Genomic DNA, 22,583 nt, shown 5'->3' on the forward strand with positions numbered 1-22,583 from the left:
GGTCGGCGGTGTTGGATGGAGGCATGCCTGCTGCCACGCCCGTGACCCCGACCGACGCCTACATCGAGGACTTCGCCGCATTCGTGCAGGCCTCGCCCTCGTCGTACCACGCGGCCGCCGAGGTCGCCCGGCGCCTCGAGGCCGCCGGGTTCGATCGTCTCGACGAGACCGAGGCGTGGCCCGCCGCGCCCGGCCGTCGGGTCGTCGTGCGCGACGGCGCGGTGATCGCGTGGGTGCAGCCCGACGGGGCCGGCCCCGTGACGCCGTTCCGCATCCTCGGCGCGCACACCGACTCGCCCTCGTTCAAGCTCAAGCCGAACCCCTCCACCACGGGCGACGGCGTGCTGCAGGCGGGCGTCGAGCTGTACGGCGGGCCGCTGCTCAACTCGTGGCTCGACCGCGAACTCGAACTCGCGGGCCGCATCGCCACCGACGACGGCGCGCTGCACCTCGTGCGCACCGGGCCGATGCTGCGCATCCCGCAGCTCGCCATCCACCTCGACCGCGAGGTGAACAAGGGCCTCACCCTCGACAAGCAGCGCCACACGCAGCCGGTCTGGGGCGTCGTCGGCGACGACGAGGCCGACCTCCTCGCCGAGCTCGCCAGGTTCGCCGGCGTGCCGGGGGCGACGATCGTCGGGCACGATGTGCTCGTCGCCGACACGAACGCTCCCGCGCGCTTCGGCCGTTCGGGCGAGCTGTTCGCCTCCGGCCGCATGGACAACCTCAGCTCGGTCTACGCCGGACTCGTGGCCCTGCTCGCCGCCCCGGCCGAGGCCGGACATGTCAGCGTGCTCGCGGCCTTCGACCACGAGGAGCTCGGCTCGGAGTCGCGTTCGGGCGCGAGCGGCCCCATGCTCGAAGATGTACTCGTGCGCATCGCCGCGGGCCTCGGCGCCGGCGACGACGAGCGCCGTCGCGCGTTCGCCGCGTCATGGATCCTCTCCTCCGACGCCGGCCACGCCGTGCACCCGAACTACCCCGAGCGGCACGACCCCGCGAACCGTCCCGTGCTCGGCGGCGGCCCCCTGCTGAAGCTCAACGCGAACCAGCGCTACGCGAGCGACGCCGTCGGCTCGGCGCTGTGGACGGGGGTCTGCCGCCAGGCGGGCGTGCCGACCCAGCCCTTCGTGTCGAACAACGCGATCCCGTGCGGCTCGACGATCGGGCCGCTCGCCGCGACCCGCCTCGGCATCCGCACCGTCGACGTCGGGGTGCCGCTGCTCTCGATGCACTCGGCCCGCGAGCTCGCGCACGTCGACGACCTCGCCGCACTCGGTGCCGCTGTGACGGCGTTCTTCGCGCCCGCCTGAGCTCCGACCCGGCCAGGCGGCCGCATGCCGCGGGGCTGGCCGGATGTCGCCGCGGATTGGCGCGATTTTCCTGCGTCCCGAGGCACGCCGGCTGGCAGTCTGGGCGCATGACCGAACTCACCGCCCCCGTCGCCCCGGCCGCCTCCGCCACCGCTGCGCTCTTCGACACGGTCGCCTCGCCCGAGGCGGCGATCGCACACTTCGCGGCTCGCCTCGCGGTCGAAGCGGACGTCTCGGACGTCGCCGCGGCGCTCGCCGAGGGCGGTGCCGGGTTCGTGCTCGTGGACACCCGCAGCGACGAGGCGTGGGCGCAGGGCCACGTGCCCGGGGCGGTGCACCTGCCGCGCCGCCGCATCGCCGAGGAGGGCACCGCGCTCGTCGGGCCGGGCACCGCGGTGGTCGTCTACTGCTGGGGCCCCGGATGCAACGGGGCAACGCGTGCAGCCCTCGAGTTCGCCCGGCTCGGGCACCCCGTGAAGGAGATGATCGGCGGCTTCGAGTACTGGGTGCGCGAGGGCTTCGCCTACGAGACGGCCGACGGGCTCGCGCAGCTCGCCGCCGACCCGCTCACCAACGTCGGCCGCTCAGGGCTCGGCGGTTCGCCCGCCGCCGGTGCCGGGGGCATCAGCTGCGACTGCTGAACCGAGGTCAGCGCAGGGGGCCCCTGCGGCTCTCCAGCCACATGGTGTGCTCGCGCAGGCCGTTGCGCACGGCGGCCTTGATGATCACGTAGCCGATCCACAGCATGAGCGCGAGAACGGCGAGATAGATCACCAGGCCGATGATGAGGCCGATGAGGCCGGCGCCGAAGAAGAAGGACGGGTCGATCGTCGGGTCGCTTTCCATGGGGAAACTGTGACAGAAGCGGCGCGTCGCCGGGAGAGTCCCCGTCTGGGGGACAGGGCGGGCGTCAGCACTCGATGACGTTCACCGCGAGACCGCCCTCGCTCGTCTCCTTGTACTTCGTCATCATGTCGATGCCGGTCTGGCGCATCGTCTCGATCACGGTGTCGAGCGAGACGAGGTGCGTGCCGTCGCCGTGCAGCGCGAGACGCGCGGCCGAGACGGCCGTCGAGGCCGCGATCGCGTTGCGCTCGATGCACGGCACCTGCACGAGCCCCGCGACGGGGTCGCAGGTGAGGCCGAGGTGGTGCTCCATCGCGATCTCGGCGGCGTTCTCGATCTGCCCCGGCGTTCCGCCGAGCACCGCGCACAGCGCGCCCGCGGCCATCGCGCACGCCGAGCCGACCTCGGCCTGGCAGCCGCCCTCGGCGCCCGAGATCGAGGCGTTCTTCTTCACGAGGCTCGCGATGGCCGAGGCGGTGAGCAGGAAGCGGCGGATGCCTGCGGCATCCGCGCCGGGCACGAAGCGCAGGTAGTAGTGGCCGACCGCCGGGATGATGCCCGCCGCGCCGTTCGTCGGCGCGGTGACGACGCGCCCGCCGGAGGCGTTCTCTTCATTGACGGCGAGGGCGAAGGCGTGCAGCCACTCGGTCGAGGTGTCGCGGTGGTGCACGGCCTCGATCTCGTCGTGGTCGTAGGCCTCGAGACGACGGCGCACCTCGGGGGCGCGGCGCTTCACCTTGAGCCCGCCGGGCAGGGTGCCCTCGGTCGTCATGCCGTGCGCGACGCACTCGGCCATCGCCGCCCAGATCGCGTCGAGGCCCTCGTCGATGCCGGCCTCGCCGTGCACCGCGACCTCGTTGTGGCGCGAGATGTCGCAGAAGGAGACGCCGTGCTCCTCGCAGAGCGCGAGGAGTTCAGCTGCGGTCGAGTAGGGGAGCGGGTGGCGCAGTGCCTCGGCCTCGCTCGCGGCATCGCCCTCCCGGCGGATGAAGCCGCCGCCGACCGAGTAGTACGTCTCCTCGGCGATCGGGAGGGGCCCGTCGCCGAACGCCTGCAGGGTCATCGCGTTCGGGTGGCCGGGCAGGCGCGTGCGGGGCTCGAGCGAGATGTCGCTCTGCCGCAGCCGGATCGGGTGCCGACCGAAGAGGCGCACCTCGGCGCCGTCGGGGCCGGACTCGTCGAGCCGCGCCCAGGCGCCGCGCACGTCGTCGGGATCGCAGTCGTGCGGTTCGAGGCCCGCGAGGCCCGCGACGACCGCGTCGGGGGTGCCGTGGCCGAGGCCCGTCGCGCCGAGCGAGCCGTAGAGCGAGCACGAGACACGGGTGACCGCACCGAGGGCACCCTGTTCGTCGAGCGCCTCGACGAACATTCGAGCCGCCCGCATGGGGCCGACGGTGTGCGAACTCGAGGGGCCGATCCCGATCGAGAACAGATCGAGGGCAGAGACGAACGCTGTCACCCCTCAAGGCTACGCCGCTTCACGCGCACGGATGCCTCGGGGCTTCGCAGATTCGTGCGTCGCGGGCCGATCTCGCGCACGTCGTCGGCAGCTTCCGCGATCGGCGGGACCCGTCGCGCGGCCGCTTAGGCTGGTTCACGATGACGAACGACACCGCCCGCACCTCCGCCGCCGACGTGATCGTCCGATCGATCCGCCCCGACGAGGCCGACGCGGAGGCCGCCGTGATCGTGCGCGCATTCGCCGCCGGTCCCTACGGTCACCTGCCGAAGAGCGCCGAGCGGGCGGCGTTCGAGGCCGATACCGCCGGGCGGGCCGCTGACGGCACCGTGCTCGTGGCCTCCGGCGCCGACGGCGCGATCGTCGGCACGGCCAGTGTGCTGCGAGCAGGCACCCGGTACTCGCGTGTCGCCAGGGCCGGCGAGGCCGAGGTGCGACTGATCTCGGTCGACCCGGGAGCCCAGGGCGCGGGGCTCGGCGCCGTGCTCACGCGGGCGAGTCTCGAGACCGCGCTCGAGTGGGGTTCATCGGCGCTCGTGCTCGACACCGGCGTTCGCAACACCCGGGCCCAGGCGCTCTACGAACGGCTCGGCTTCGTGCGCGACGCCGAGCGCGACGCGGCGGTCGGGGCCGAGGTCGACTCGGTCGTCTACCGCCGTCGACTGCAGCAGCGCGACGACGTCATGATCCGCCGGATGCGCGACGACGAGGCCGATGCCGTCGCCGGGCTCGTCGAGTCGGCGTACGCCGCGGACTTCGAGCTCAGCGACGGATACCGGGCCGATATCGTCGCCGTCGCCGAACGGGCTCGCGATCACCGCGTCTGGGTCGCCGTCGACGCGACGACGGGTGAGCTGCTCGGCACCGCCTCGACGCCACGTGCGGGCGCGACGATGTCACCCGTCGCACGGGCCGGCGAGCTCGACTTCCGATTCCTCGGCGTCGCGCCGGGCGCCAGGCGACGCGGCATCGGCGAGACCCTCGTGCAGCACGTGCTGCTGCTCGCCCGCATCCGCGGGCTCGACCGGGTGGTGCTCAACACCGGGCCCGACATGCTCGCCGCGCAGCGGCTCTACGACCGGCTCGGGTTCGACCGGCTGCACGAGCGCGAGTACCGCTTCGTGCGGCCCGACGGTTCCGGGTTCCAGATGCTCGCCTACGGGCGCGACGCCGACGCGGCCTGAGCCGTCACACGTTCGGGTCGGGCCCGACCCGGCTCATCCAGTCGTCGGCGCGGTCGATCGGCGCGAAACCGAACTTCTCGTAGAGCCCGTGCGCATCGCCCGTGATGAGCAGCACCCGCTTCAGGCCGAGCGGGTCGAGCGTTGCGAGCACGAACTCGACGAGCGAGACGCCGAGGCGCTCGCCGCGGAGCGCGGGGTCGACGATGACATCGCAGAGCCAGCCGAAGGTGACCCCGTCGGTGACGACGCGGGCGTAGGCGAGCTGCACGCCGGAGTCGAGGTCGTACACGCCGAAGTTCATCGAGCCGTCGATCGCCGCGTCCTGCGTCGCGCGCGGCCGGCCGAGCGCCCAGTACGCATGCTCGCTCAGCCACCGGTGCACGAGCTCGCGGTCGAGCCGGTCGGGGTCGGTCGAGAAGTCGAGTTCGCGGGGCATAGCACCCGAGCGTATCCCGCGGCGCCGCCCTGGCTGAGACGTTCGGATTGAGCAACTTGGGTTGACAAATCGGAACAAGCAACTTAGGTTGCTTGCATGACCCCGATGGCACCCGAACCGACCGGTCCCGAGGCTGACGACCTCGCCGCCGTGGTCGCGCTGCGAGAGCTCGCCGACCGCCTCGAAGACGCCGCCGTCGAACGCGCCATGCGCACCGGCTGGAGCTGGAGCCAGGTGGCCGAGGCGCTCGGCGTCACCCGACAGGCCGTGCACAAGAAGCACCACCGGCGGCTCGAGATCGCCGGCATCGAACTGAGGAGGCGAAATGCCTGACCGTCTGGACGACGAGTCACTCGACATGACCCTGAAGCAGGTCATCATCAGCGCGATCGACGAGGCGATCCGTCGCGGTGCGCCGAGCGTCGAGGCCGAGCACCTGCTGCTCGCGATCGCCTCCGGCCATGATGCCGCCGGGCGCACGCTCGCCGAGTTCGGCCTCGACCACGCCGGCGTCGACGCGGCTCTCCGGGGCGAACGCGAGCGATCGCTCCGTGCCGCCGGCATCGAGCCCGTCGCCGAAGAGCGGCTGCTCGCGACCCGGCAGTCGCGCCCGCGCTGGGGGGCCACGGTGCGTGAGGCGCTGCGTCGGGCCGACTTCTCGGCGCATCGCGGGCGTCGCCGTGCCGAGCGCGAGCGTCTGGCCGTCGCCGACGCAGCCGTCGGCATCCTGCGCGCCGACCTCGGCACCGTGCCGCGTGCGCTCGCCTACGCAGGAGTCGACCGCGCCGCGCTCGTCGCGCAGCTCGAGTCGGTCTCGTCCGAGCGGGAGTCCTGACGATGAACCGCCCGACGAGGTCGGTCGATCGCCCCGTGATCGAGGTCGAGGAGCTGCGCATGCGGTACGGCGCGGTCGACGTGCTGAAGGGCGTGTCGTTCGAGGTGCGCCGGGGCGAGGTAGTCGCCCTGCTGGGGCCGAACGGTGCCGGCAAGTCCACCACGATCGAGATCCTCGAGGGGCTGCGGGCGCGTTCGGCCGGTCGAGTCGAGGTGCTCGGGGTCGACCCGGCCCACGGCGGCGAGGACTGGCGCGCAAGGTCGGGCATCGTGCTGCAGTCGTGGCGGGACCACGCGAAGTGGCGGGTCCGTGAGCTGCTCGCGTATCAAGGCTCGCTCTACGCCCGGTACACCACCGAACGGATGCCCCGCCCGTGGGACGTCGACGAGCTGCTCGGGGCGGTCGGCCTCTCAGACCACGCCGGACGGCGGCTCTCCGCGCTCTCGGGTGGCCAGCGACGCCGCCTCGACGTGGCGGTCGGCCTCGTCGGCCGACCCGAACTGGTCTACTTCGACGAGCCGACCGCCGGACTCGACCCGCAGGCGCGCCGGGACTTCCACGACCTGGTCCGTCGCGTCTCGCGTGAGCTCGATACGACGGCCCTCATCACCACGCACGATCTCGCCGAGGCCGAGCAGCTCGCCGACCGCATCATCATCCTCACCCAGGGCCGGATCATCGCCGACGGCACCGCCGAGGAACTGGCGCGGCAGATCGTGGGCGCCGACGAGGTGCGCTGGGTGCAGGGCGGCGACCGTCGCACCCGGCTCGTCGCCGACTCGACGGCGTTCGCGCGCGAGCTGCTGCTCGAGCACGGCACGGCGGTCAGCGCGCTCGAGATCCGTCGCGCGTCGCTCGAGGACACGTATCTGACACTGGTCCGCGAGGCCGAAACCGCTGCGATGGTCGCGGACGAGCAGGAGCTGCAGGGGGCGGCACGATGAGCAACGGAATCCCGGGAGTCCGCGCGGGGTTCGCGCGCGGCATGATCGAGCTCCGGCTCGCGTTCAGCGGCGCGGAGCTCGTCGGCCAGCTGCTCTGGCCGGTGGCCACGCTGGTCGCCGTCTTCCTCCTCCGCGACGTTCCGATCGGCCCCGACTACACGCTCGACACCTTCATCCTGCCGGGCGCGCTCGGCATGTTCGTGGCGCTCGGCATGCTGCTCGTCGTGCAGCAGCTCGCCGCCGACCGCGAGGACGGCTCCCTGCTGCGTGCGAAGGTCACCCCGAACGGCATCCGGGCGTACCTCATCGGCAAGCTCGTGCAGATCTCGGCGACGATCCTCGCCTACCTCGCGATCCTCCTCCTCCCGGGGCTCGTCTTCGTCGACGGGCTCGACACCGGCCGGCCGGGTTCGTGGCTGACCTTCGCGTGGGTCCTGGGGCTCGGCCTCGTCGCGACCCAGGCCATCGGCGTCTTCGTCGGGTCGTTCGTCTCGACGTCGCGAGGAGCAGGCTACGTCTCCCTGCCGGTCCTCGGACTCATCGCGATCTCGGGCATCTTCGCGCCGATCACCGCGTTGCCCGAGTGGCTGCAGTGGGTCGCGCAGGCGTTCCCCGTGTACTGGCTCGGCCTCGGCATGCGCTCGGCGCTGCTGCCCGACGCGCCGGCCGCGATCGAGCTTCACGGCTCGTGGCGACCGGTGGAGACGGCGGTGGTGCTCGGAGCGTGGAGCCTCGTCGGACTCGTCCTGGCGCCGATCGTCCTCCGGCGGATGACCCGGCGCGAGTCGGGTTCGCGCGTCGCCGCGCGCCGCGAGCGGGCCCTGCAGCGTCTCGGCTAGGGGCCCGCCCGCGTCGTGACTAGCGCTGCGTCTTGCGCGCCGTGATCTGCCCGGTGTCGAAGCCGAGCAGGTGCAGCCCGCCGTGGAAGCGGGCGTGCTCGACCTTGATGCAGCGGTCCATGACGACGGTGAGACCCTGCTCCTCGCCGGAGTACGCGGCCTCCTCGTTCCAGATGCCGAGCTGCACCCAGATGGTCTTCGCCCCCACCGCGACGACGTCGTCGATGACGCTCGGGATGTCGCTGCCGCGGCGGAACACCACGACGATGTCGGGCACCTCGGGCAGGTCTTTCAGGTTCGCGTACGCCGGCTGCCCGAGGATCTCGGTCTCCATGGGGTTCACGAAGTAGAGCCGGTAGTCGCTCGACTGCTGCAGGTAGGTGCCGACGAAAAAGCTCGAGCGCTGCGGCTTCGGCGAGGCGCCGACGATCGCGACCGACTTCGCCGCGTTGAGGATGCGCTGGCGGGCCTTCGCGTCGGGCCCGACCCAGGTGCGCTGCGAGTGCAGCAGCTTCGCGAGGGGCGAGGAGGCCGGCAGCTCGCAGGAGAGGCCGTTCGCGAAGCGGACCGTCTCGAGGGAGTCGGTCGCGGCATCCGTCGTCTGGGTGTCGGTCATCGCGTGCCTCCGGTCGCGGCGTCGAGCGCCTGGTCGAGATCGTAGATGATGTCGTCGGCGTCCTCGATGCCGACCGACAGTCGCACCACCCCGGGCGCGACCCCCGCGTCGACGAGCTGCTGCTCGGTGAGCTGCGCGTGCGTCGTCGAGGCGGGGTGGATGATCAGGGTCTTCGCGTCGCCGATGTTCGCGAGGTGCGAGGCGAGGTTCACGTTCTCGATGAGCGCCTGACCGACGGTGCGGCCGCCCTTCACCTCGAAGCTGAACACCGAGCCCGGTCCCTTCGGCAGGTACTTCTGCGCCCGGTCGTGGTGCGGATGGTCGGGGAGGCCGGCCCACAGCACCCGTTCGATGCGCGGGTCCTCGGCGAGCCAGTTCGCGACGGTGCGCGCGTTGTCGACGTGCGCCTGGATGCGGTACGGCAGCGTCTCGACGCCCTGCGCGAGCAGGAACGCGGAGTGCGGCGCGAGCGACGGCCCGATGTCGCGCAGCTGCTCGGCACGCAGCCGCGTGAGGAACGCGTACTCGCCGAAATTGCCCGACCACTCGAGGCCGCCGTAGCTCGGCACCGGCTGCCCGAACAGCGGGAACTTCTCGGAATGCCAGTGGAAGCGCCCCGACTCGACGACGACGCCGCCGAGCGTGGTGCCGTGACCGCCGAGGAACTTCGTCGCCGAGTGCGTGACGAGGTCGGCGCCCCACTCGATCGGCCGGTTGAGGTAGGGCGTCGCGAGGGTCGAGTCGACGATGAAGGGGATGCCGTGCGCGTGCGCGACGTCGGCGAGCGCCTCGAGGTCGGCGATCTCGCCCGAGGGGTTCGCAATGGTCTCGACGAAGAGCGCCTTCGTGTTCTCGCGAATCGCGGCCGCGTAGTCGGATGCCTCGGAGCTCGCCACGAACGTCGTCTCGATGCCGAAGCGGCGGAGCGTGACATCCAGCTGCGTGATCGAACCGCCGTAGAGGTTCGCGCTGGCCACGATGTGGTCGCCGGCGCCCGCGAGCGAGGCGAAGGTGATGTACTGCGCCGAGAGTCCCGACGCGGTCGCGACCGCGCCGAGGCCGCCCTCGAGGCTCGCCACGCGCTCCTCGAAGCTCGCGACCGTCGGGTTCGCGAGCCGCGAGTAGATGTTGCCGTACTTCTGCAGCGCGAAGCGGGCGGCCGCATCGGCGGTGTCGTCGAAGACGAACGCGCTCGTCTGGTAGATCGGCAGCGCGCGGGCGCCCGTCACCTGGTCGGGGATGTTGCCCGCATGGATGGCGCGGGTCTTGAAGCCGTATTCGCGGTCTGCCATGCGGGCAACGCTACGCGCGCGACAGGGCCTCGCCGGTGCGATTCGTAACGCAGGGCAACGCGAGTTCGCGGATCCTTCGCGCGTGGTGCGCACAGGGCGTTCGCGTTCTCTAGGCTCTTCTGGTGATCGATCGGCATTCCGCCCCGTGGACCCGGGCACCCGGCTCTGCGATCGGCGCACCCGCAGTACGGGAACCCGCGCATGTCTGAGCGCGAGGACCGCTTCGCGCACGGGCTCGTCGTCGGCAAGTTCTCCCCGCTGCACGCCGGGCACTCCAGCCTCATCACGAGCGCGCTGCGCGCGTGCGACCGGGTCACGGTCGAGGTGCTCGGATCGAGTGTCGAGACGATTCCGCTCGCCGCCCGCGCCGAGTGGGTGCGCGAGGAGCATCCGACCGCGAGGGTCGTCGCCGCCGTCGACGACACCCCCGTCGACTTCGAATCGGATGCCTCGTGGGAGGCCCACACCGCGCTCATCGCGACGCTCGCCGCCGGCCCTGTCGACGCCGTCTTCACGAACGACCCGTACGGCGCCGAACTGGCCGGCCGTCTCGGCGCCGAGTGGGTGCAGGTCGACCCGGGCCGCGTGCTGAATCCCGTGTCGGGCACGGCGGTGCGCGCCGATCCGTGGGGACACTGGCACGAGCTCGCCCCGGCCGCGCGCGCCCACCTCGCGGCCCGCGTGGTCGTCGTCGGCGCCGAGTCGACCGGCACGACGACCCTCGCGGCCGCGCTCGCCGAGGTGCTCGGCACCGAGTGGGTGCCCGAGTACGGGCGTGAGTACCTCGAAGTGCGCGAGGGCGGGCCGGCGGCGCCGTGGCGCAGCGACGAGTTCGACCTCGTCGTCGACCGGCAGCTCGCGCTCGAGCATGCGGCGCTGCGCCGGGTGCCGGTGCCGGTGCTGGTCTGCGACACCGACGTGCTCGCGACGACGATCCGGCACGAGCGGCACGTCGGGCACCCGGCTCCCCGCCTCGCCGCCCGCGCCGCCGCGCATCGGCCGGCGCTCTACGTGCTCGCGGGCGACGAGATCCCCTTCGTGCGCGGCGGGATGCGCGACGGCGAGCACCAGCGCCACGACACGCAACGGCGGTTCCGCGAGGTGCTCGACCAGAGCGGTGTGCCGTGGCTCGAGGTGCACGGCGAGGTCGAAGATCGCGTCGCGCAGACGCTGCCCGTGATCCAGTCGGTGCTGCGCGACCACCTCTCGTTCGTCGCACCGACGCGCGCTACGGTGGGTCGATGATCCTCGAACATGCCCTCCTGCCCGTCGTGCCCGGCCGCGAGGCCGAGTTCGAGTCCGTGTTCGCGGAGGCGAAGCTGATCATCTCGTCGATGCCGGGCTTCGTCGACTTGACCCTCTCGCGCTCGATCGAGACCCCGAACGAGTACCTGCTGCTCGTGCACTGGGAGAGCGTCGAGGCGCACGAGCAGGGGTTCCGCGGCTCGCCCGAGTACGAGCGCTGGCGGGCGCTGCTGCACGGGTTCTACGAGCCCTTCCCGGTGGTCGAGCACTTCGCCCTCGTGCATACGGCGTAATCGTGCACAGCGCCTGATCAGGCACGCTTGCTACTCTGATCGCAGGTCGTGAGAGACGGCCACCGGACGAGGGCACCCAGTACCCGGACATGACGACTGGCTCAAGGAGTGAACAGTCATGGCGTGGGTCATCCTCATCGCGTCCGGTGTGCTCGAAGCCGTCTGGGCCACCGCCCTCGGCAAGTCCGAGGGCTTCACGAAGCTCTGGCCGTCGGTGATCTTCTTCGGCGCGCTCGTGCTCTCGATGGGCGGTCTCGCCTGGGCGATGCGCGACATCTCGACCGGTACCGCGTACGCGGTCTGGGTCGGCATCGGCGCGTCGCTGACGGTCGTCTGGGCGATGATCACGGGCGACTCGGATGTCTCGTGGATGAAGATCGCCCTGCTGGTCGGCCTCATCGGCTGCGTCATCGGCCTGAAGTTCGTCGACGGCGGTGCGGGCCACTAGCGCCGGCGGGGTCGGTGTCTACTGCTCGGCTGCGGGCTGCCAGGCGAGCGCGACCCAGATCACGAGCGCGTTGAACGCGAAGCCGACGACGATGAGCACGTTGTCGTAGAGGCCCTTGTAGGGCAGGCCCGACAGGTTGAACACGACGAGCGCCGCCGAGACGATGACGGTGATCCACTTGAGCGGGGTCGCGGGCACCATGAGCGAGACCGTGATCATCGCGATGGGCACGAGCATGATGAGGGCGGCCAGCAACCACATCCAGCTCGCGGCGGCCCTGTCGGCGATCCTGCCGGGCTCGGCGTCGCCCGAGAAGATGCGCAGCACGTCGCCGAGCAGGTAGACGAGCATGAGCGAGATCCAGCCGCCGGCGAGGATGATGCGGGTCGGGTCCATGGTCAGGCGGCCTCCGCGCCCGCGCCCGCGCCCGAGCCCGCGGCCGCCTGCGGATGCAGCACGAGGTTGCCGACCTTGCGGCCCGAGTCGACGCGGGCGTGCGCCTCGGCGAGGCGGTCGAGCGGCATCGTCTCGTCGACCACCACGCGCAGATCGCCGGTCGCGATGAGGTCGAGCAGCGTCGCGAAGTCCTCGGCGCGTTCGGGGGAGGTGCCCGTCTTCACCGGCCCACGGGCGGTGATGATCTCGCCGAGGCTCGCGACGGCGAGCAGCAGCCGCCCGCCTTCGGCGAGGAGCGGTCGCCCGGTCGCCGGGCTCAGCACGCCCACCGTGTCGAACACGACGTCGAAGTGCTCGCCGCGCGACGCGAGCGAGTCGAGGGGCGTCGCGCGGTAGTCGACGACCCGGTCGGCGCCGAGCGCGGTGACGAGTTCGGCATTCCGTGCGCTCGTGACTGCCGTGACCTTCGCTCCGAAGTGCTTCGCGAGTTGCACGGCGTTCGTGCCGACCGCGCCCGAGGCGCCGACGACGAGCACGTGCTCGCCCGGCCGCACCGCGGCCTTGTCGCGCAGGTAGTGCAGTGCCGTCGCGCCGCCGAACAGCACCCCGGCCGCGTCGTCGAACGACACCCCGTCGGGGATGCGCGCGAGACGCGAAGCGGGTACCGCGACGAGTTCGGCGTGCGCACCCATGCGCGCGCCCGTCATGCCGCAGACGCGGTCGCCGACGGCGAACCCGGATGCCACGGAGGCGGTGCCGCCCGCGTGCGGGGCGCCGCCCGCGGCATCCGCACCGATCGCCTCGACGACCCCGGCGAAGACCACGCCGAGCACCCGTGCGCGCGGGCCCTTCACGCCGAGGGCGAGCTTGCCCGGCAGGGCGAAGCCACGCGGGAACCGGGCGCCGCGGATGCGGGCGTCGCCCGAGTTGACGGTCGCCGCCATGACGCGCACGAGCGCCTCGCTGCGGCGCGCGACGGGATCGGGCACCGCTTCGACCCGCACGACCGATGGCGGGCCGTACCGATCGACCACTCCTGCACGCATTTCGCTCCCTTACACCTGTAAGTCTCTGTGTCGATCACGATAGCCTTACGGTCGTAAGGACGCAAGCATCGCCCGAGAACGGAGTCGGAAATGGCCCAGCGCACCCCGCTCAGCCGCGAGCGCATCATCGTCGGCGCCATGCAGGTCGCCGACCGCGGCGGCCTCGCCGCGGTGAGCATGCGCAGCGTCGGCAAAGCACTCGGCGCCGAGGCGATGTCGCTCTACCACCACGTCTCAGGCAAGGAGGAACTGCTCGATCTCCTGGCCGACGCGGCGTTCGACGAGATCCCGCTGCTCGAGATCGGCACGCCGTGGCGCACCGCGATGACCTCGCGCGCCGACGCCATGCGAGCCGTGCTCAAGGAGCACTCCTGGGCGCTCGGCCTTCTCGAGTCGCGATCGAATCCCGGCCCGGCCGTCATGCGGCACCACGACCGCGTGCTCGGCGTGCTGCGGCACGACGGCTTCGACCTCGCGCTCGCTGCCCATGCCTACTCGGCGCTCGACGCCTACATCTACGGCTTCGTGCTCACCGAGCTCAGCCTGCCGTTCACCCCCGACGTGGGCGCCGACGCCTTCGCCGAAGGTCTCGAACTGCCCGCCGACGAGTACCCGCATCTCGCCGAGATGCTCGAGCAGATGGTCCTCGGTCACGACTACGACTTCGGCGACGAGTTCGGCTACGGCCTCGACCTCGTGCTCGACCAGCTCGAGGTGCGGCTCGCCGCGCAGCGAGGCTGAACCGCGCCGAACCAGAGGGCTGCGCTCAGCCCCAGCTCGGCAGCCAGAAGTGCAGCTGCCGGAACGTCGGCGAGATCGGCACGCCCGTCCAGATCGGGAAGAAGAACACTGAGACGAGCAGCACGACGGCGAGGAACACCGCGACGACCGCGAGTCCGCGGGTGCGCACCCAGCGCTCGTCGCTCGGCCGGCCGGCGATCAGCCCGAGCACGAAGACGAGGGCGAGCACCAGGTACGGCTCGAAGGCGATCGAGTAGAACTGGAAGACCGTGCGGTCGAGGTAGCCGAGCCACGGCAGGTAGCCGGCCGCGAGGCCCACGAGGATCACGCCGGCCTGCCACTCGCGATACCGGGCGAAGCGGTAGACGAGGTAGAGGGATGCCGCGGCGGCCGCCCACCAGATGATCGGATTGCCCACCTCGATGATCGAGGAGACGAGCCCGCTCGCGGAGTCGTCGGCATAGTGCATGTTCGTCGGCCGGATCATGAAGAGCCACGTCAGCGGATTCGACTGCCACGGGTGCTCGCTGTGCACGCCCACGTGGTAGTCGTACGCCGAGACGTGGTAGTGCCAGAGGCTCTGGAGCGGACCCGGCACCCACGCGAACAGGCCCGTCGCCGCGTTGCCGGCCTCCTCGGCCCAGTGCCGGTAGTAGCCGCCGTCCGTCGTCAGCCAGCCCGTCCACGAGGCGAGGTAGACGACCGCCGCAACCGGGACGAGCAGCACGAACGTCACCGGCGCCTGCTTGAGCAGGCCGCCGGTGAGCCAGAACGGCACCCGGGCTCGTCGTCTCGCGACGATGTCGACCGCCACCAGGTAGATGCCGAACGCGGCGAGGAACCACAGCCCCGACCACTTGACGGCGGTCGCCGCGCCGAATGCGACGCCCGCGGCGACGACCCAGGGGCGCGCCCACAGCGCCGGTCCGTAGTGCGGGTCGCGGCCGGAGGCCCACGCCTCGGCGAGACGCGCGTCGAGCGCCCGCTCGGCCTGCGCGCGATCGAGCAGCACGAACCAGAAGCCGAGCAGCGCGAAGAGCATCACCCAGTTGTCGAGGAGCGCCACCCGCGACATCACGATCGCGTTGCCGTCGACCGCGAACAGGAGGCCCGCGGTGACCGCGAGCGCGGTGGAGGCGAACAGCCGCCGGCCGATGAGCGTCATCAGGAACACGGCGAGCGTGCCGGCGAGCGCCGTCGTCGCGCGCCACCAGAACGCGTCGCCCGCGCCGAACGCGGCCATGCCGAGCCCGATCATCCACTTGCCGAGCGGCGGGTGCACGACGTACGAGGGGTCGTCGAGGTAGAGGTTGGTGTCGCCCGCGGCGAAGTCGGCGTCGGCGCCCTCCGGCCACCGCGACTCGTGGCCGTTGTGGATGAGCGTCCACGCGTCCTTCACGTAGTACGTCTCGTCGAAGACGATCTGCTGCGGGTGCCCGAGGTTCCAGAAGCGCAGCACGGCGGCGATGAGCGTGACGAGGATCGGGCCGCCCCAGTACCAGAGCCGGCGGCGGGCGGGGGTCGACATCTGCCGGGACCACCAGTCGTCGAGTCGGGAACCCCTCGGCTCCACCGACGCGTCGACACTCATGCGCCCAACACTAGGACAGACTTGAGGGCATGATCATCCTCGCGGCGACGCCCATCGGCAATCTCGGGGACGCCTCGACGAGGCTCAGGGAGGCGCTCGAAGCCGCCACCGTGATCGCCTCGGAGGACACCCGCGTGACGCAACGGCTCATCGCGGCGCTCGGCATCGCGAACCGCCCCCGCCTCATCGCGCTCCACGAGCACAACGAGCGGCAGAAGGCCGACGAGCTCGTCGAACTCGCCCGCGAGCACGACCTCCTCGTGCTGAGCGACGCCGGCATGCCGACCGTCTCCGACCCGGGCTTCCCGCTCGTCGCCGCCGCTGCGGCGGCCGGGGTGCTCGTCACGGTGATCCCCGGCCCCTCCGCCGTCGTGACCGCGCTCGCCGTGTCGGGCCTGCCGACCGACCGGTTCGCCTTCGAGGGGTTCCTACCGCGCAAGGCGGGCGAACGTTCGCGCCGGCTCGCCGAGCTCGCCGGCGATCGACGCACCCTCGTCTTCTTCGAGGGCCCGTCGCGACTCGCGCCGAGCCTCGAGGCGCTCGCCGAGGCGTTCGGTGCCGACCGCCCTGCGGCGGTGTGCCGCGAACTCACGAAACTCCACGAGGAGGTTCGCCGGGGTCCACTCGGCGAGCTCGCCGAGTGGGCCGCCGCGGGCGTGCGCGGCGAGATCGTGATCGTCGTCGGCGGCGCAGGCGACACCACGGTCGACCCCGAGGGCGCGCTCGAACGCGTGCTCGGCCTCGCCGCGTCGGGCACTCGCCTGAAGGACGCGGCGGCACTCGTCGCCGCCGAGACCGGACTCGGCAAGCGCGACCTCTACGAAGCCGCGCTCGCGCACCGCCAGCGGCCCGTCGACGTGCCCTGACGGTCGTTGCGCCATCGGGCATGAGGAATGCTCGAGGGCAACCCCTGTCGCTCACCCCCGAACGGGGGGAGAATGAGGGTATCGCCCGACATTGGAGGTGCGAGATGGATGCCACGCACGGAACGCACGGGGGCGGCGCGCACGCCGTCCGATTCGCCGAGTACGGCGGGCCAGAGGTGCTGCGGGTCGACGAGGTGCCGGTGCCGGAGCCGGGCGCCGGCGAGGTGCTCGTCGAGGTCTTCGCCGCAGGTCTCAACCCCGCCGACAGCGCCGCCAGGCGCGGAGAGCATCCGGGCCGCTGGCCCGTCGAGCTGCCGGCCCGCCAGGGCAGTGATCTCGCGGGCGTCGTGATCGCGAACGGACCCGGTGCCGCCCGGTTCGCGCGCGGCGACGAGGTGATGGGCTACGTGGCCCGCGGCGCACAGGCGAGCCATGTCGTCGTGCCCGAGCAGCAGCTGCTGCCGAAGCCCCCCGGACTCTCGTGGGAGGTCGCCGGTTCGCTCCATTTCGCCGGAACCACCGCATGGAACGCGGTCGAGGGCCTCGCGCTGGGGCCGAGCGACACGATCGTCGTCACTGCCGCAGCGGGCGGGGTCGGGTGCCTCGCCGCGCAGTTCGCGAGGATCCGCGGGGCGACGGTCATCGGAACCACCGCCGAGGAGCGCTTCGACTTCCTGCGCCAGTTCGGGGTGATCCCGACGGGGTACGGGCCGGGGCTCGCCGAGCGTGCGACCGCGATCGTCGAGGCGACCGATCATGCGCGACCGGTGACGGCGTTCCTCGACTTCCTCGGTGGCGAGACCGCCGCCGCGCTCGCGCTCGGGGTGCCGCGTTCGCGCATCCTCACCGTGCTCGACCAGAGCGCCGTCGAGGCGAGCGACGCCGTCCCGTTGGGGGCCGGCGACGTCGTCGCGCTCAGCCGCGTCGCGGCGCTCGTGTCGGCCCGGCGGGTCCGGCTTCCGATCGCCGACGTCTTTCCGCTCGCCGAGGTGGCCGATGCCTACCGGGCGCTCGACCGTCGCGACGCTCCGGGCAAGATCGTGCTCGGCTTCCGCGTGGTCGACTACCCCGGCCAGCGGGTGCGCGAGCCGGCGATCAAGGAGCAGGACGTGACGCTCGGCGTGCCGACCCCCCACGAGCACATGGAGGTCGCCGAGGCGGTGCCGCCCGCGATCGGCGACGGGAGCGTGCGTCGACGGCGCCGTGAACGCCGGGCCGAAGAGGAGGCGCGGCGAGGGTGACCCGAATGCGGCGGTAACGGTCTCCCGTGCGCCCATAAGATTGAGCGCATGGCCGAAGCCTCCTCGTTCTACATCACCACGCCCATTTTCTACGTCAACGACGTGCCTCACATCGGGCACGCCTACACCGAGGTCGCCGCCGACGTGCTCGCGCGCTGGCACCGGCAGGCAGGTGACGACACGTGGATGCTCACGGGCACGGACGAGCACGGCCAGAAGATCCTGCGCACCGCGACCGCGAACGGCGTCACCCCGCAGGAGTGGGCCGACAAGCTCGTCGCCGACGCCTGGATCCCCCTCCTCGAGACGGTGAACATCGCGAACGACGATTTCATCCGGACGACCGACGAGCGGCACGAGCGCAACGTGCAGAAGTTCCTGCAGAAGCTCTACGACGACGGCCACATCTACACGGGCGAGTACGAGGGCTACTACTGCGTCGGCTGCGAGGAGTACAAGCAGGAGTCCGACCTCGTACCGGGCGCCGGGGAGTACGAGGGTCAGCTCGTCTGCGCGATCCACTCGAAGCCCGTCGAGCTGCTGCACGAGAAGAACTACTTCTTCCGCACCTCCGCGTTCGCCGAGCGGCTGCTCGCGCTCTACGAGGAGCGCCCCGACTTCGTGCAGCCCGAGTCCGCCCGCAACGAGGTGCTCGGCTGGGTGCGTTCCGGGCTCGCCGATCTCTCGATCTCGCGGTCGACCTTCGACTGGGGCGTCAAGGTGCCGTGGGACGAGACCCACGTCGTCTACGTCTGGTTCGACGCCCTCCTCAACTACATCACCGCGGCCGGCTACGGCCAGGACGACGAGGAGTTCGCCCGCCGCTGGCCGGCGCAGCACATCGTCGGCAAAGACATCCTGCGCTTCCACGCCGTGATCTGGCCGGCCATGCTGATGGCCGCGGGTCTCGAGGTGCCGAAGGGCGTCTTCGGCCACGGCTGGCTGCTCGTCGGCGGCGAGAAGATGTCGAAGTCGAAGCTCACCGGCATCGCGCCCGAGCAGATCACCTCGACCTTCGGCTCCGACGCGTTCCGCTACTACTTCCTCCGGGCCATCGCGTTCGGCCAGGACGGCTCGTTCTCGTGGGAGGACCTGTCGGCCCGTTACCAGGCCGAGCTCGCGAACGGCTTCGGCAACCTCGCCTCCCGCGTCGTGGCGATGATCACGCGCTACTGCGACGGCGCCGTGCCGACCGCCGGCGCACTGCAGCCCGCCGACATCGAGATCGCCTCGGTCGAGCGTCGGGCCACGGATGACTCGTGGCAGGCGATCGACCGCCTCGCGATCCACGAGGCGATCGGCGCGGCGTGGGCGCTCGTCGACGCGCTCAACGGCTACCTCACGGCGGAAGAGCCGTGGGCGCTCGCGAAGGACCCGGCCAACCGCGAGCGGCTCGAGACGGTGCTCGCGACCGCGTACCGGGGTCTCGGCACCCTCGCCGTGCTGCTCTCGCCCGTCACGCCCGTCGCCGCGGCGAAGCTGTGGACGGCGCTCGGCGCGCCCGGCACCGTGCAGCAGGCCCGCATCGACCGCGCGTACGAGGCCGAGCTCGGCACGACGGTGTCGCCGCTCGAGGCGCTCTTCCCGCGCGTCGAGGTCGCGGAGTAGCGGGTGACGCCCCCCTCGAGTTCCAGCCAGGGATACCCGCCGCTGCCCGAGGCGCTGCCCGTCCCGGTGTACGACAACCACACGCATCTCGAGCCCTCCGACGAGGCCCCGCCCGGACGCCCCGACACCCTCCTCGACGTGCACGAGCACCTCGAGCGGGCGGCCACGGTCGGGGTCGCGGGCGCCGTGCAGGTCGGCACCGACGTCGCCACCAGCCGCTGGTCGGCCGAGCTCGCCGCGCGCGAGCCGCGGCTCCTCGCCGCGGTCGCGCTGCACCCCAACGAGGCGCCCGAGCTCGCGGCATCCGGCTCGCTCGACGAAGCGATCGCCGTGATCGACGAGCTCGCCGCGCAGCCGCGGGTGCGCGCCGTCGGCGAGACGGGGCTCGACTTCTTCCGCACCGGCGAGGAGGGGCGCCCGGCGCAGTTCCACGCCTTCGAGGCGCACATCGACATCGCGAAGCGGCACGGCGTCGCCATGCAGATCCACGACCGCGACGCGCACGACGACGTCGTCGCGACGCTGCGCCGGGTCGGCGCGCCCGAACGCACCGTGTTCCACTGCTTCTCGGGCGGCGAAGAGCTCGCCCGCATCGCAGCCGACGAGGGCTGGTACTGCTCGTTCGCGGGCAACGTGACGTTCAAGAACGCCGAGAACCTCCGCGAGGCCCTGCGGGTGCTGCCGCGCGAGCTCATCCTGGTCGAGACCGACGCGCCGTACCTCACCCCGGTGCCGCTGCGCGGACGGCCGAACGCGCCCTACCTCGTGCCGCACACCGTGCGTTTCATGGCCGAGACGCTCGGCGCCCCGCTCGACGAGTTCTGCGCCGCACTCGCGTCGAACACGCTCGCCGTGTACGGCTCGTGGGAGGATGACCCCGTGCAGGGGGCGACGACGAGGGGCGACGGGGCGTGACCGCGCACCGTCACGAGGCCGAGAGCGACGGCCCCGGCGCCCAGCCGCGTCTGCTGGGCCCCGCCGAGATCCGCGACCTCGCCGAACTCCTCGGCGTGACGCCGACGAAGAAGCTCGGCCAGAACTTCGTGCACGACGGCAACACGGTGCGTCGCATCGTGCAGACCGCGGGCGTCGAGCGCGGCGAGACCGTGCTCGAGATCGGCCCCGGGCTCGGCTCGCTGACGCTCGGGCTCCTCGAGGCGGGCGCCGACGTCATCGCCGTCGAGATCGACAAGCGGCTCGCCGCGCAACTGCCGCACACGGCGTCGATCATGCAGCCCGGCACCTCGCTCACCGTCGTCACCGACGACGCGATGCGCGTCACCGAGCTGCCGGGCGACCCCGTGCGGCTCGTCGCGAACCTGCCCTACAACATCTCGGTGCCGGTGCTGCTGCACCTGCTCGAGCACTTCGACTCGCTGCAGTCGGGCATCGTCATGGTGCAGGCCGAGGTCGGCTACCGGCTCGCGGCCGAGCCGGGGTCGAAGGTCTACGGCGCGCCGAGTGCGAAGGCCGCCTGGTACGGCGACTGGCGCACGGCGGGGCAGGTCTCGCGAATGGTGTTCTGGCCGGTGCCGAACGTCGACTCGGTGCTCGTCGGCTTCGAGCGAGCGCAGGCCCCCGGCACCGAGGCGGAACGCGTCGCGACCTTCGCACTGGTCGACGCCGCCTTCCAGCAGCGCCGCAAGATGCTGCGCCAGTCGCTCTCGGCCGTGCTCGGCGGCAGTTCGGCCGCGGCCGCTGCGGTGCTCGAGGCCGCAGCCGTCGATCCGCAGGCGCGCGGCGAGCAGCTCGTCATCGGCGACTTCCTCCGCATCGCTCGGGCGGCGCAGAGGTAGACGCGGTTCCGCCGGGTAGCGTGGTCGCATGGCGAGCGAGACCGTGGGATCGAACACCGACGGCGTCGGCGACGACGCCGTCGCGGCCGCGACCGGGCAGCCCCGCGAGGTGTGGTTCGCCCGCCTCGACGAGGCCGGCGCGCAGCGCGACGGCTGGACGCACAAGGCCGTCGCGACGTGGCTCGTCGCCGAGCACGGGGTCGACCCCTGGTGGGCGCAGAACGTGACGGTCGCCTACGAGCAGGCGCGTGGCCTCCGCCGGCCCGGGCAACGGCAGGACGGCAGCTACGAGGCGAGCGTCACCCGCTCGGTCGACCTCGAGAAGACGGCGGCGCTCCGCGCACTCGCCCGTGTCGTCGAGTCGGCGCTCGGTACGGCGCCGCTCGCCCTCAACCTCGCCGCGAAGCATCCGACCGCCAGGTTCCCGCTCGCCGACGGCGAGTTCGTGCTCGCCTCGTCGAGCGACCGGCCGGGCGGCCGCTCGTCGATCGGCCTCACGTGGGGGCGGATGCCGGGCGAGGAGCGTCTCGCCGAGGTGAAGGCCCGCATGCGCGAATGGCTCGCCGCGATCGGGTGAGGCGTCGAGGCCGGGAAGCCGTCGGGTAGCGTGGTGGCATGACGATCGCCTGGGCCGACGAGGCAGTGCATGTTCGGGCGCCCGGCAAGATCAACCTCTTCATGCGCGTGGGCGCGGTGCAGGCCGACGGCTATCACGACGTGGCGACCGCGTACCAGGCGGTGTCGCTCTACGAAGACGTGCGGGCGTGGCCCGACGACGAGTTCAGCGTCTCGTTCGGCGGCAGCGTCGACGTGTCGGCCCTGCCGACCGACGGCTCGAACCTCGCGATCAAGGCGGCGAAGCTGCTCGCCCGCACCGCCGGGGTGCCCGGCGGCGTGCGCCTCGAGATCGAGAAGCACGTGCCCATCGCGGGCGGCATGGGCGGGGGCTCGGCGGATGCCGCGGCGACCCTCGTGGCCTGCGACGCGCTCTGGGGCACGGGCCTCTCGAAGGAGGAGCTGCACGCGCTCGCCGCGAAGCTCGGCGCCGACGTGCCGTTCGCACTGACCGGCGGCACGGCGATCGGCACCGGTCGCGGCGACCGGCTGAGCCCCGCGCTGGCGACCGGGTCGTTCCACTGGGTGCTCGCGGTGGCCGAGTTCGGGCTGTCGACCCCCGGGGTCTACCGCGAGCTCGACCGTCGCCGCGAGGAGCACCCCGAGCTCGACCCGGGCACCGAGTCTCCGGTCGTCGACGCCGAGGTGCTGCAGGCACTCCGCGCGGGCGATGCCCGGATGCTGGCCGCGGCGCTCCACAACGACCTCCAGGCTGCGGCGCTCGGGCTCGCGCCCGGGCTCGGCGGCATCCTCGAACTCGGCGAGGCGAACGGCGCCCTCGCCGGCCTCGTCTCCGGGTCGGGGCCGACGGTGGCGTTCCTCGTCGACGACGCCGACTCGGCGATCGAGCTGCAGGTCGCCCTGTCGGCCGCGCGGCTCAACGCGCTGCACGTGCACGGCGCGGTGCACGGGGCGCGGTTGCTGCGGTCCTGA

General features: G+C 72.1%; 26 protein-coding genes. 18 read left to right on the top strand and 8 right to left on the bottom strand.

The features are described 5' to 3' along the window. Window positions 1-23 precede the first annotated feature (23 nt). Complete coding sequence (locus GQQ93_RS12885) at window positions 24-1,313, top strand: M18 family aminopeptidase (protein WP_157424647.1); 1,290 nt, start codon at window positions 24-26, stop codon at window positions 1,311-1,313. A 107-nt stretch (window positions 1,314-1,420) separates the two neighbouring features. Continuing rightward, window positions 1,421-1,954: a rhodanese-like domain-containing protein gene (locus tag GQQ93_RS12890; protein ID WP_157424648.1), complete on the top strand. Its 534-nt coding sequence runs from the start codon at window positions 1,421-1,423 to the stop codon at window positions 1,952-1,954. 7 nt (window positions 1,955-1,961) lie between these two features. Here the strand turns inward: GQQ93_RS12890 and GQQ93_RS12895 are convergent, their stop codons facing one another. Continuing rightward, window positions 1,962-2,159 (bottom strand): hypothetical protein, encoded by a 198-nt coding sequence (locus GQQ93_RS12895; RefSeq protein ID WP_157424649.1) that lies wholly within the window; start codon window positions 2,157-2,159, stop codon window positions 1,962-1,964. Between the two features lie 64 nt (window positions 2,160-2,223). Beyond that, entirely contained in the window at window positions 2,224-3,618 is a 1,395-nt protein-coding gene (locus GQQ93_RS12900) for an L-serine ammonia-lyase (RefSeq protein WP_157424650.1), read from the bottom strand. A 140-nt stretch (window positions 3,619-3,758) separates the two neighbouring features. Between GQQ93_RS12900 and GQQ93_RS12905 the strand changes: the two genes are divergently transcribed. Then, window positions 3,759-4,802 (top strand): GNAT family N-acetyltransferase, encoded by a 1,044-nt coding sequence (locus GQQ93_RS12905; protein ID WP_157424651.1) that lies wholly within the window; start codon window positions 3,759-3,761, stop codon window positions 4,800-4,802. A 4-nt stretch (window positions 4,803-4,806) separates the two neighbouring features. Here the strand turns inward: GQQ93_RS12905 and GQQ93_RS12910 are convergent, their stop codons facing one another. After that, entirely contained in the window at window positions 4,807-5,238 is a 432-nt protein-coding gene (locus GQQ93_RS12910; protein ID WP_157424652.1) for a GNAT family N-acetyltransferase, read from the bottom strand. A 96-nt stretch (window positions 5,239-5,334) separates the two neighbouring features. Between GQQ93_RS12910 and GQQ93_RS12915 the strand changes: the two genes are divergently transcribed. The 4 genes from GQQ93_RS12915 to GQQ93_RS12930 are packed head-to-tail and all read left to right on the top strand — an operon-like array spanning window position 5,335 to window position 7,856. Beyond that, window positions 5,335-5,571, top strand: coding sequence for a helix-turn-helix domain-containing protein (locus tag GQQ93_RS12915; RefSeq protein WP_157424653.1), 237 nt, complete (start codon window positions 5,335-5,337; stop codon window positions 5,569-5,571). Next, on the top strand, window positions 5,564-6,073 hold the full coding sequence (locus tag GQQ93_RS12920; protein ID WP_157424654.1) for a Clp protease N-terminal domain-containing protein: 510 nt from the start codon (window positions 5,564-5,566) through the stop codon (window positions 6,071-6,073). The genes GQQ93_RS12915 and GQQ93_RS12920 overlap by 8 nt, the downstream gene beginning before the upstream one ends. A gap of 2 nt (window positions 6,074-6,075) precedes the next feature. Further along, window positions 6,076-7,017, top strand: coding sequence for an ABC transporter ATP-binding protein (locus GQQ93_RS12925; RefSeq protein ID WP_212277337.1), 942 nt, complete (start codon window positions 6,076-6,078; stop codon window positions 7,015-7,017). Then, on the top strand, window positions 7,014-7,856 hold the full coding sequence (locus GQQ93_RS12930) for an ABC transporter permease (protein ID WP_157424655.1): 843 nt from the start codon (window positions 7,014-7,016) through the stop codon (window positions 7,854-7,856). Before GQQ93_RS12925 ends, GQQ93_RS12930 begins: the two co-directional genes overlap by 4 nt. Before the next feature lie 19 nt (window positions 7,857-7,875). Here the strand turns inward: GQQ93_RS12930 and GQQ93_RS12935 are convergent, their stop codons facing one another. Both GQQ93_RS12935 and GQQ93_RS12940 read right to left on the bottom strand, forming a co-directional pair. Further along, entirely contained in the window at window positions 7,876-8,472 is a 597-nt protein-coding gene (locus GQQ93_RS12935; RefSeq protein WP_157424656.1) for a CoA-binding protein, read from the bottom strand. Further along, window positions 8,469-9,764 carry an O-acetylhomoserine aminocarboxypropyltransferase/cysteine synthase family protein gene (locus tag GQQ93_RS12940; protein WP_157424657.1) on the bottom strand — a complete coding sequence of 432 codons (1,296 nt, stop codon included), beginning with the start codon at window positions 9,762-9,764 and terminating at the stop codon, window positions 8,469-8,471. The genes GQQ93_RS12935 and GQQ93_RS12940 overlap by 4 nt, the downstream gene beginning before the upstream one ends. 201 nt (window positions 9,765-9,965) lie before the next feature. Between GQQ93_RS12940 and GQQ93_RS12945 the strand changes: the two genes are divergently transcribed. From GQQ93_RS12945 to GQQ93_RS12955, 3 genes are all read left to right on the top strand, one after another. Continuing rightward, window positions 9,966-11,009 carry an AAA family ATPase gene (locus GQQ93_RS12945; protein WP_157424658.1) on the top strand — a complete coding sequence of 348 codons (1,044 nt, stop codon included), beginning with the start codon at window positions 9,966-9,968 and terminating at the stop codon, window positions 11,007-11,009. Beyond that, entirely contained in the window at window positions 11,006-11,302 is a 297-nt protein-coding gene (locus GQQ93_RS12950) for an antibiotic biosynthesis monooxygenase family protein (RefSeq protein WP_157424659.1), read from the top strand. The genes GQQ93_RS12945 and GQQ93_RS12950 overlap by 4 nt, the downstream gene beginning before the upstream one ends. Window positions 11,303-11,420: 118 nt before the next feature. Further along, the gene (locus GQQ93_RS12955; RefSeq protein ID WP_157424660.1) at window positions 11,421-11,750 is read left to right on the top strand and encodes a DMT family transporter; all 330 of its coding nucleotides are present in this window, start codon (window positions 11,421-11,423) and stop codon (window positions 11,748-11,750) included. Window positions 11,751-11,768: 18 nt separating this feature from the next. Here GQQ93_RS12955 and GQQ93_RS12960 read toward each other — a convergent pair whose 3' ends face one another. Further along, window positions 11,769-12,146: a hypothetical protein gene (locus GQQ93_RS12960; RefSeq protein WP_157424661.1), complete on the bottom strand. Its 378-nt coding sequence runs from the start codon at window positions 12,144-12,146 to the stop codon at window positions 11,769-11,771. A 2-nt stretch (window positions 12,147-12,148) separates the two neighbouring features. Next, window positions 12,149-13,192 (bottom strand): NAD(P)-dependent alcohol dehydrogenase, encoded by a 1,044-nt coding sequence (locus GQQ93_RS12965; protein ID WP_157424662.1) that lies wholly within the window; start codon window positions 13,190-13,192, stop codon window positions 12,149-12,151. A gap of 90 nt (window positions 13,193-13,282) precedes the next feature. Here GQQ93_RS12965 and GQQ93_RS12970 point away from each other — a divergent pair, with 90 nt between their 5' ends. Continuing rightward, entirely contained in the window at window positions 13,283-13,933 is a 651-nt protein-coding gene (locus GQQ93_RS12970; RefSeq protein WP_157424663.1) for a TetR/AcrR family transcriptional regulator, read from the top strand. A gap of 25 nt (window positions 13,934-13,958) precedes the next feature. Here the strand turns inward: GQQ93_RS12970 and GQQ93_RS12975 are convergent, their stop codons facing one another. Beyond that, window positions 13,959-15,524 carry a dolichyl-phosphate-mannose--protein mannosyltransferase gene (locus tag GQQ93_RS12975; protein ID WP_157424664.1) on the bottom strand — a complete coding sequence of 522 codons (1,566 nt, stop codon included), beginning with the start codon at window positions 15,522-15,524 and terminating at the stop codon, window positions 13,959-13,961. A 29-nt stretch (window positions 15,525-15,553) separates the two neighbouring features. Between GQQ93_RS12975 and rsmI the strand changes: the two genes are divergently transcribed. The 7 genes from rsmI (at window position 15,554) to GQQ93_RS13010 (ending at window position 22,583) form a co-directional block, all read left to right on the top strand. After that, window positions 15,554-16,390 (top strand): 16S rRNA (cytidine(1402)-2'-O)-methyltransferase, encoded by an 837-nt coding sequence (gene rsmI / locus GQQ93_RS12980; RefSeq protein WP_157424665.1) that lies wholly within the window; start codon window positions 15,554-15,556, stop codon window positions 16,388-16,390. Between the two features lie 104 nt (window positions 16,391-16,494). Next, window positions 16,495-17,631, top strand: a complete 1,137-nt coding sequence (locus tag GQQ93_RS12985; protein ID WP_157424666.1) for an NADP-dependent oxidoreductase — start codon at window positions 16,495-16,497, stop codon at window positions 17,629-17,631. A gap of 48 nt (window positions 17,632-17,679) precedes the next feature. Beyond that, window positions 17,680-19,239, top strand: coding sequence for a methionine--tRNA ligase (gene metG / locus GQQ93_RS12990; RefSeq protein WP_157424667.1), 1,560 nt, complete (start codon window positions 17,680-17,682; stop codon window positions 19,237-19,239). Window positions 19,240-19,242: 3 nt separating this feature from the next. Continuing rightward, entirely contained in the window at window positions 19,243-20,154 is a 912-nt protein-coding gene (locus tag GQQ93_RS12995; RefSeq protein ID WP_157424668.1) for a TatD family hydrolase, read from the top strand. Beyond that, a complete protein-coding gene (rsmA, locus tag GQQ93_RS13000; protein WP_212277338.1) occupies window positions 20,151-21,035 on the top strand; it encodes a 16S rRNA (adenine(1518)-N(6)/adenine(1519)-N(6))-dimethyltransferase RsmA in 885 nt (294 codons plus the stop codon). The genes GQQ93_RS12995 and rsmA overlap by 4 nt, the downstream gene beginning before the upstream one ends. Before the next feature lie 28 nt (window positions 21,036-21,063). Further along, window positions 21,064-21,612, top strand: coding sequence for a hypothetical protein (locus GQQ93_RS13005; protein ID WP_157424669.1), 549 nt, complete (start codon window positions 21,064-21,066; stop codon window positions 21,610-21,612). Between the two features lie 38 nt (window positions 21,613-21,650). Then, on the top strand, window positions 21,651-22,583 hold the full coding sequence (locus GQQ93_RS13010) for a 4-(cytidine 5'-diphospho)-2-C-methyl-D-erythritol kinase (protein WP_157424670.1): 933 nt from the start codon (window positions 21,651-21,653) through the stop codon (window positions 22,581-22,583).

It is taken from the genome of Agromyces lapidis, from assembly GCF_009749405.1.
Taxonomy (GTDB): Bacteria; Actinomycetota; Actinomycetes; order Actinomycetales; family Microbacteriaceae; genus Agromyces; species Agromyces lapidis.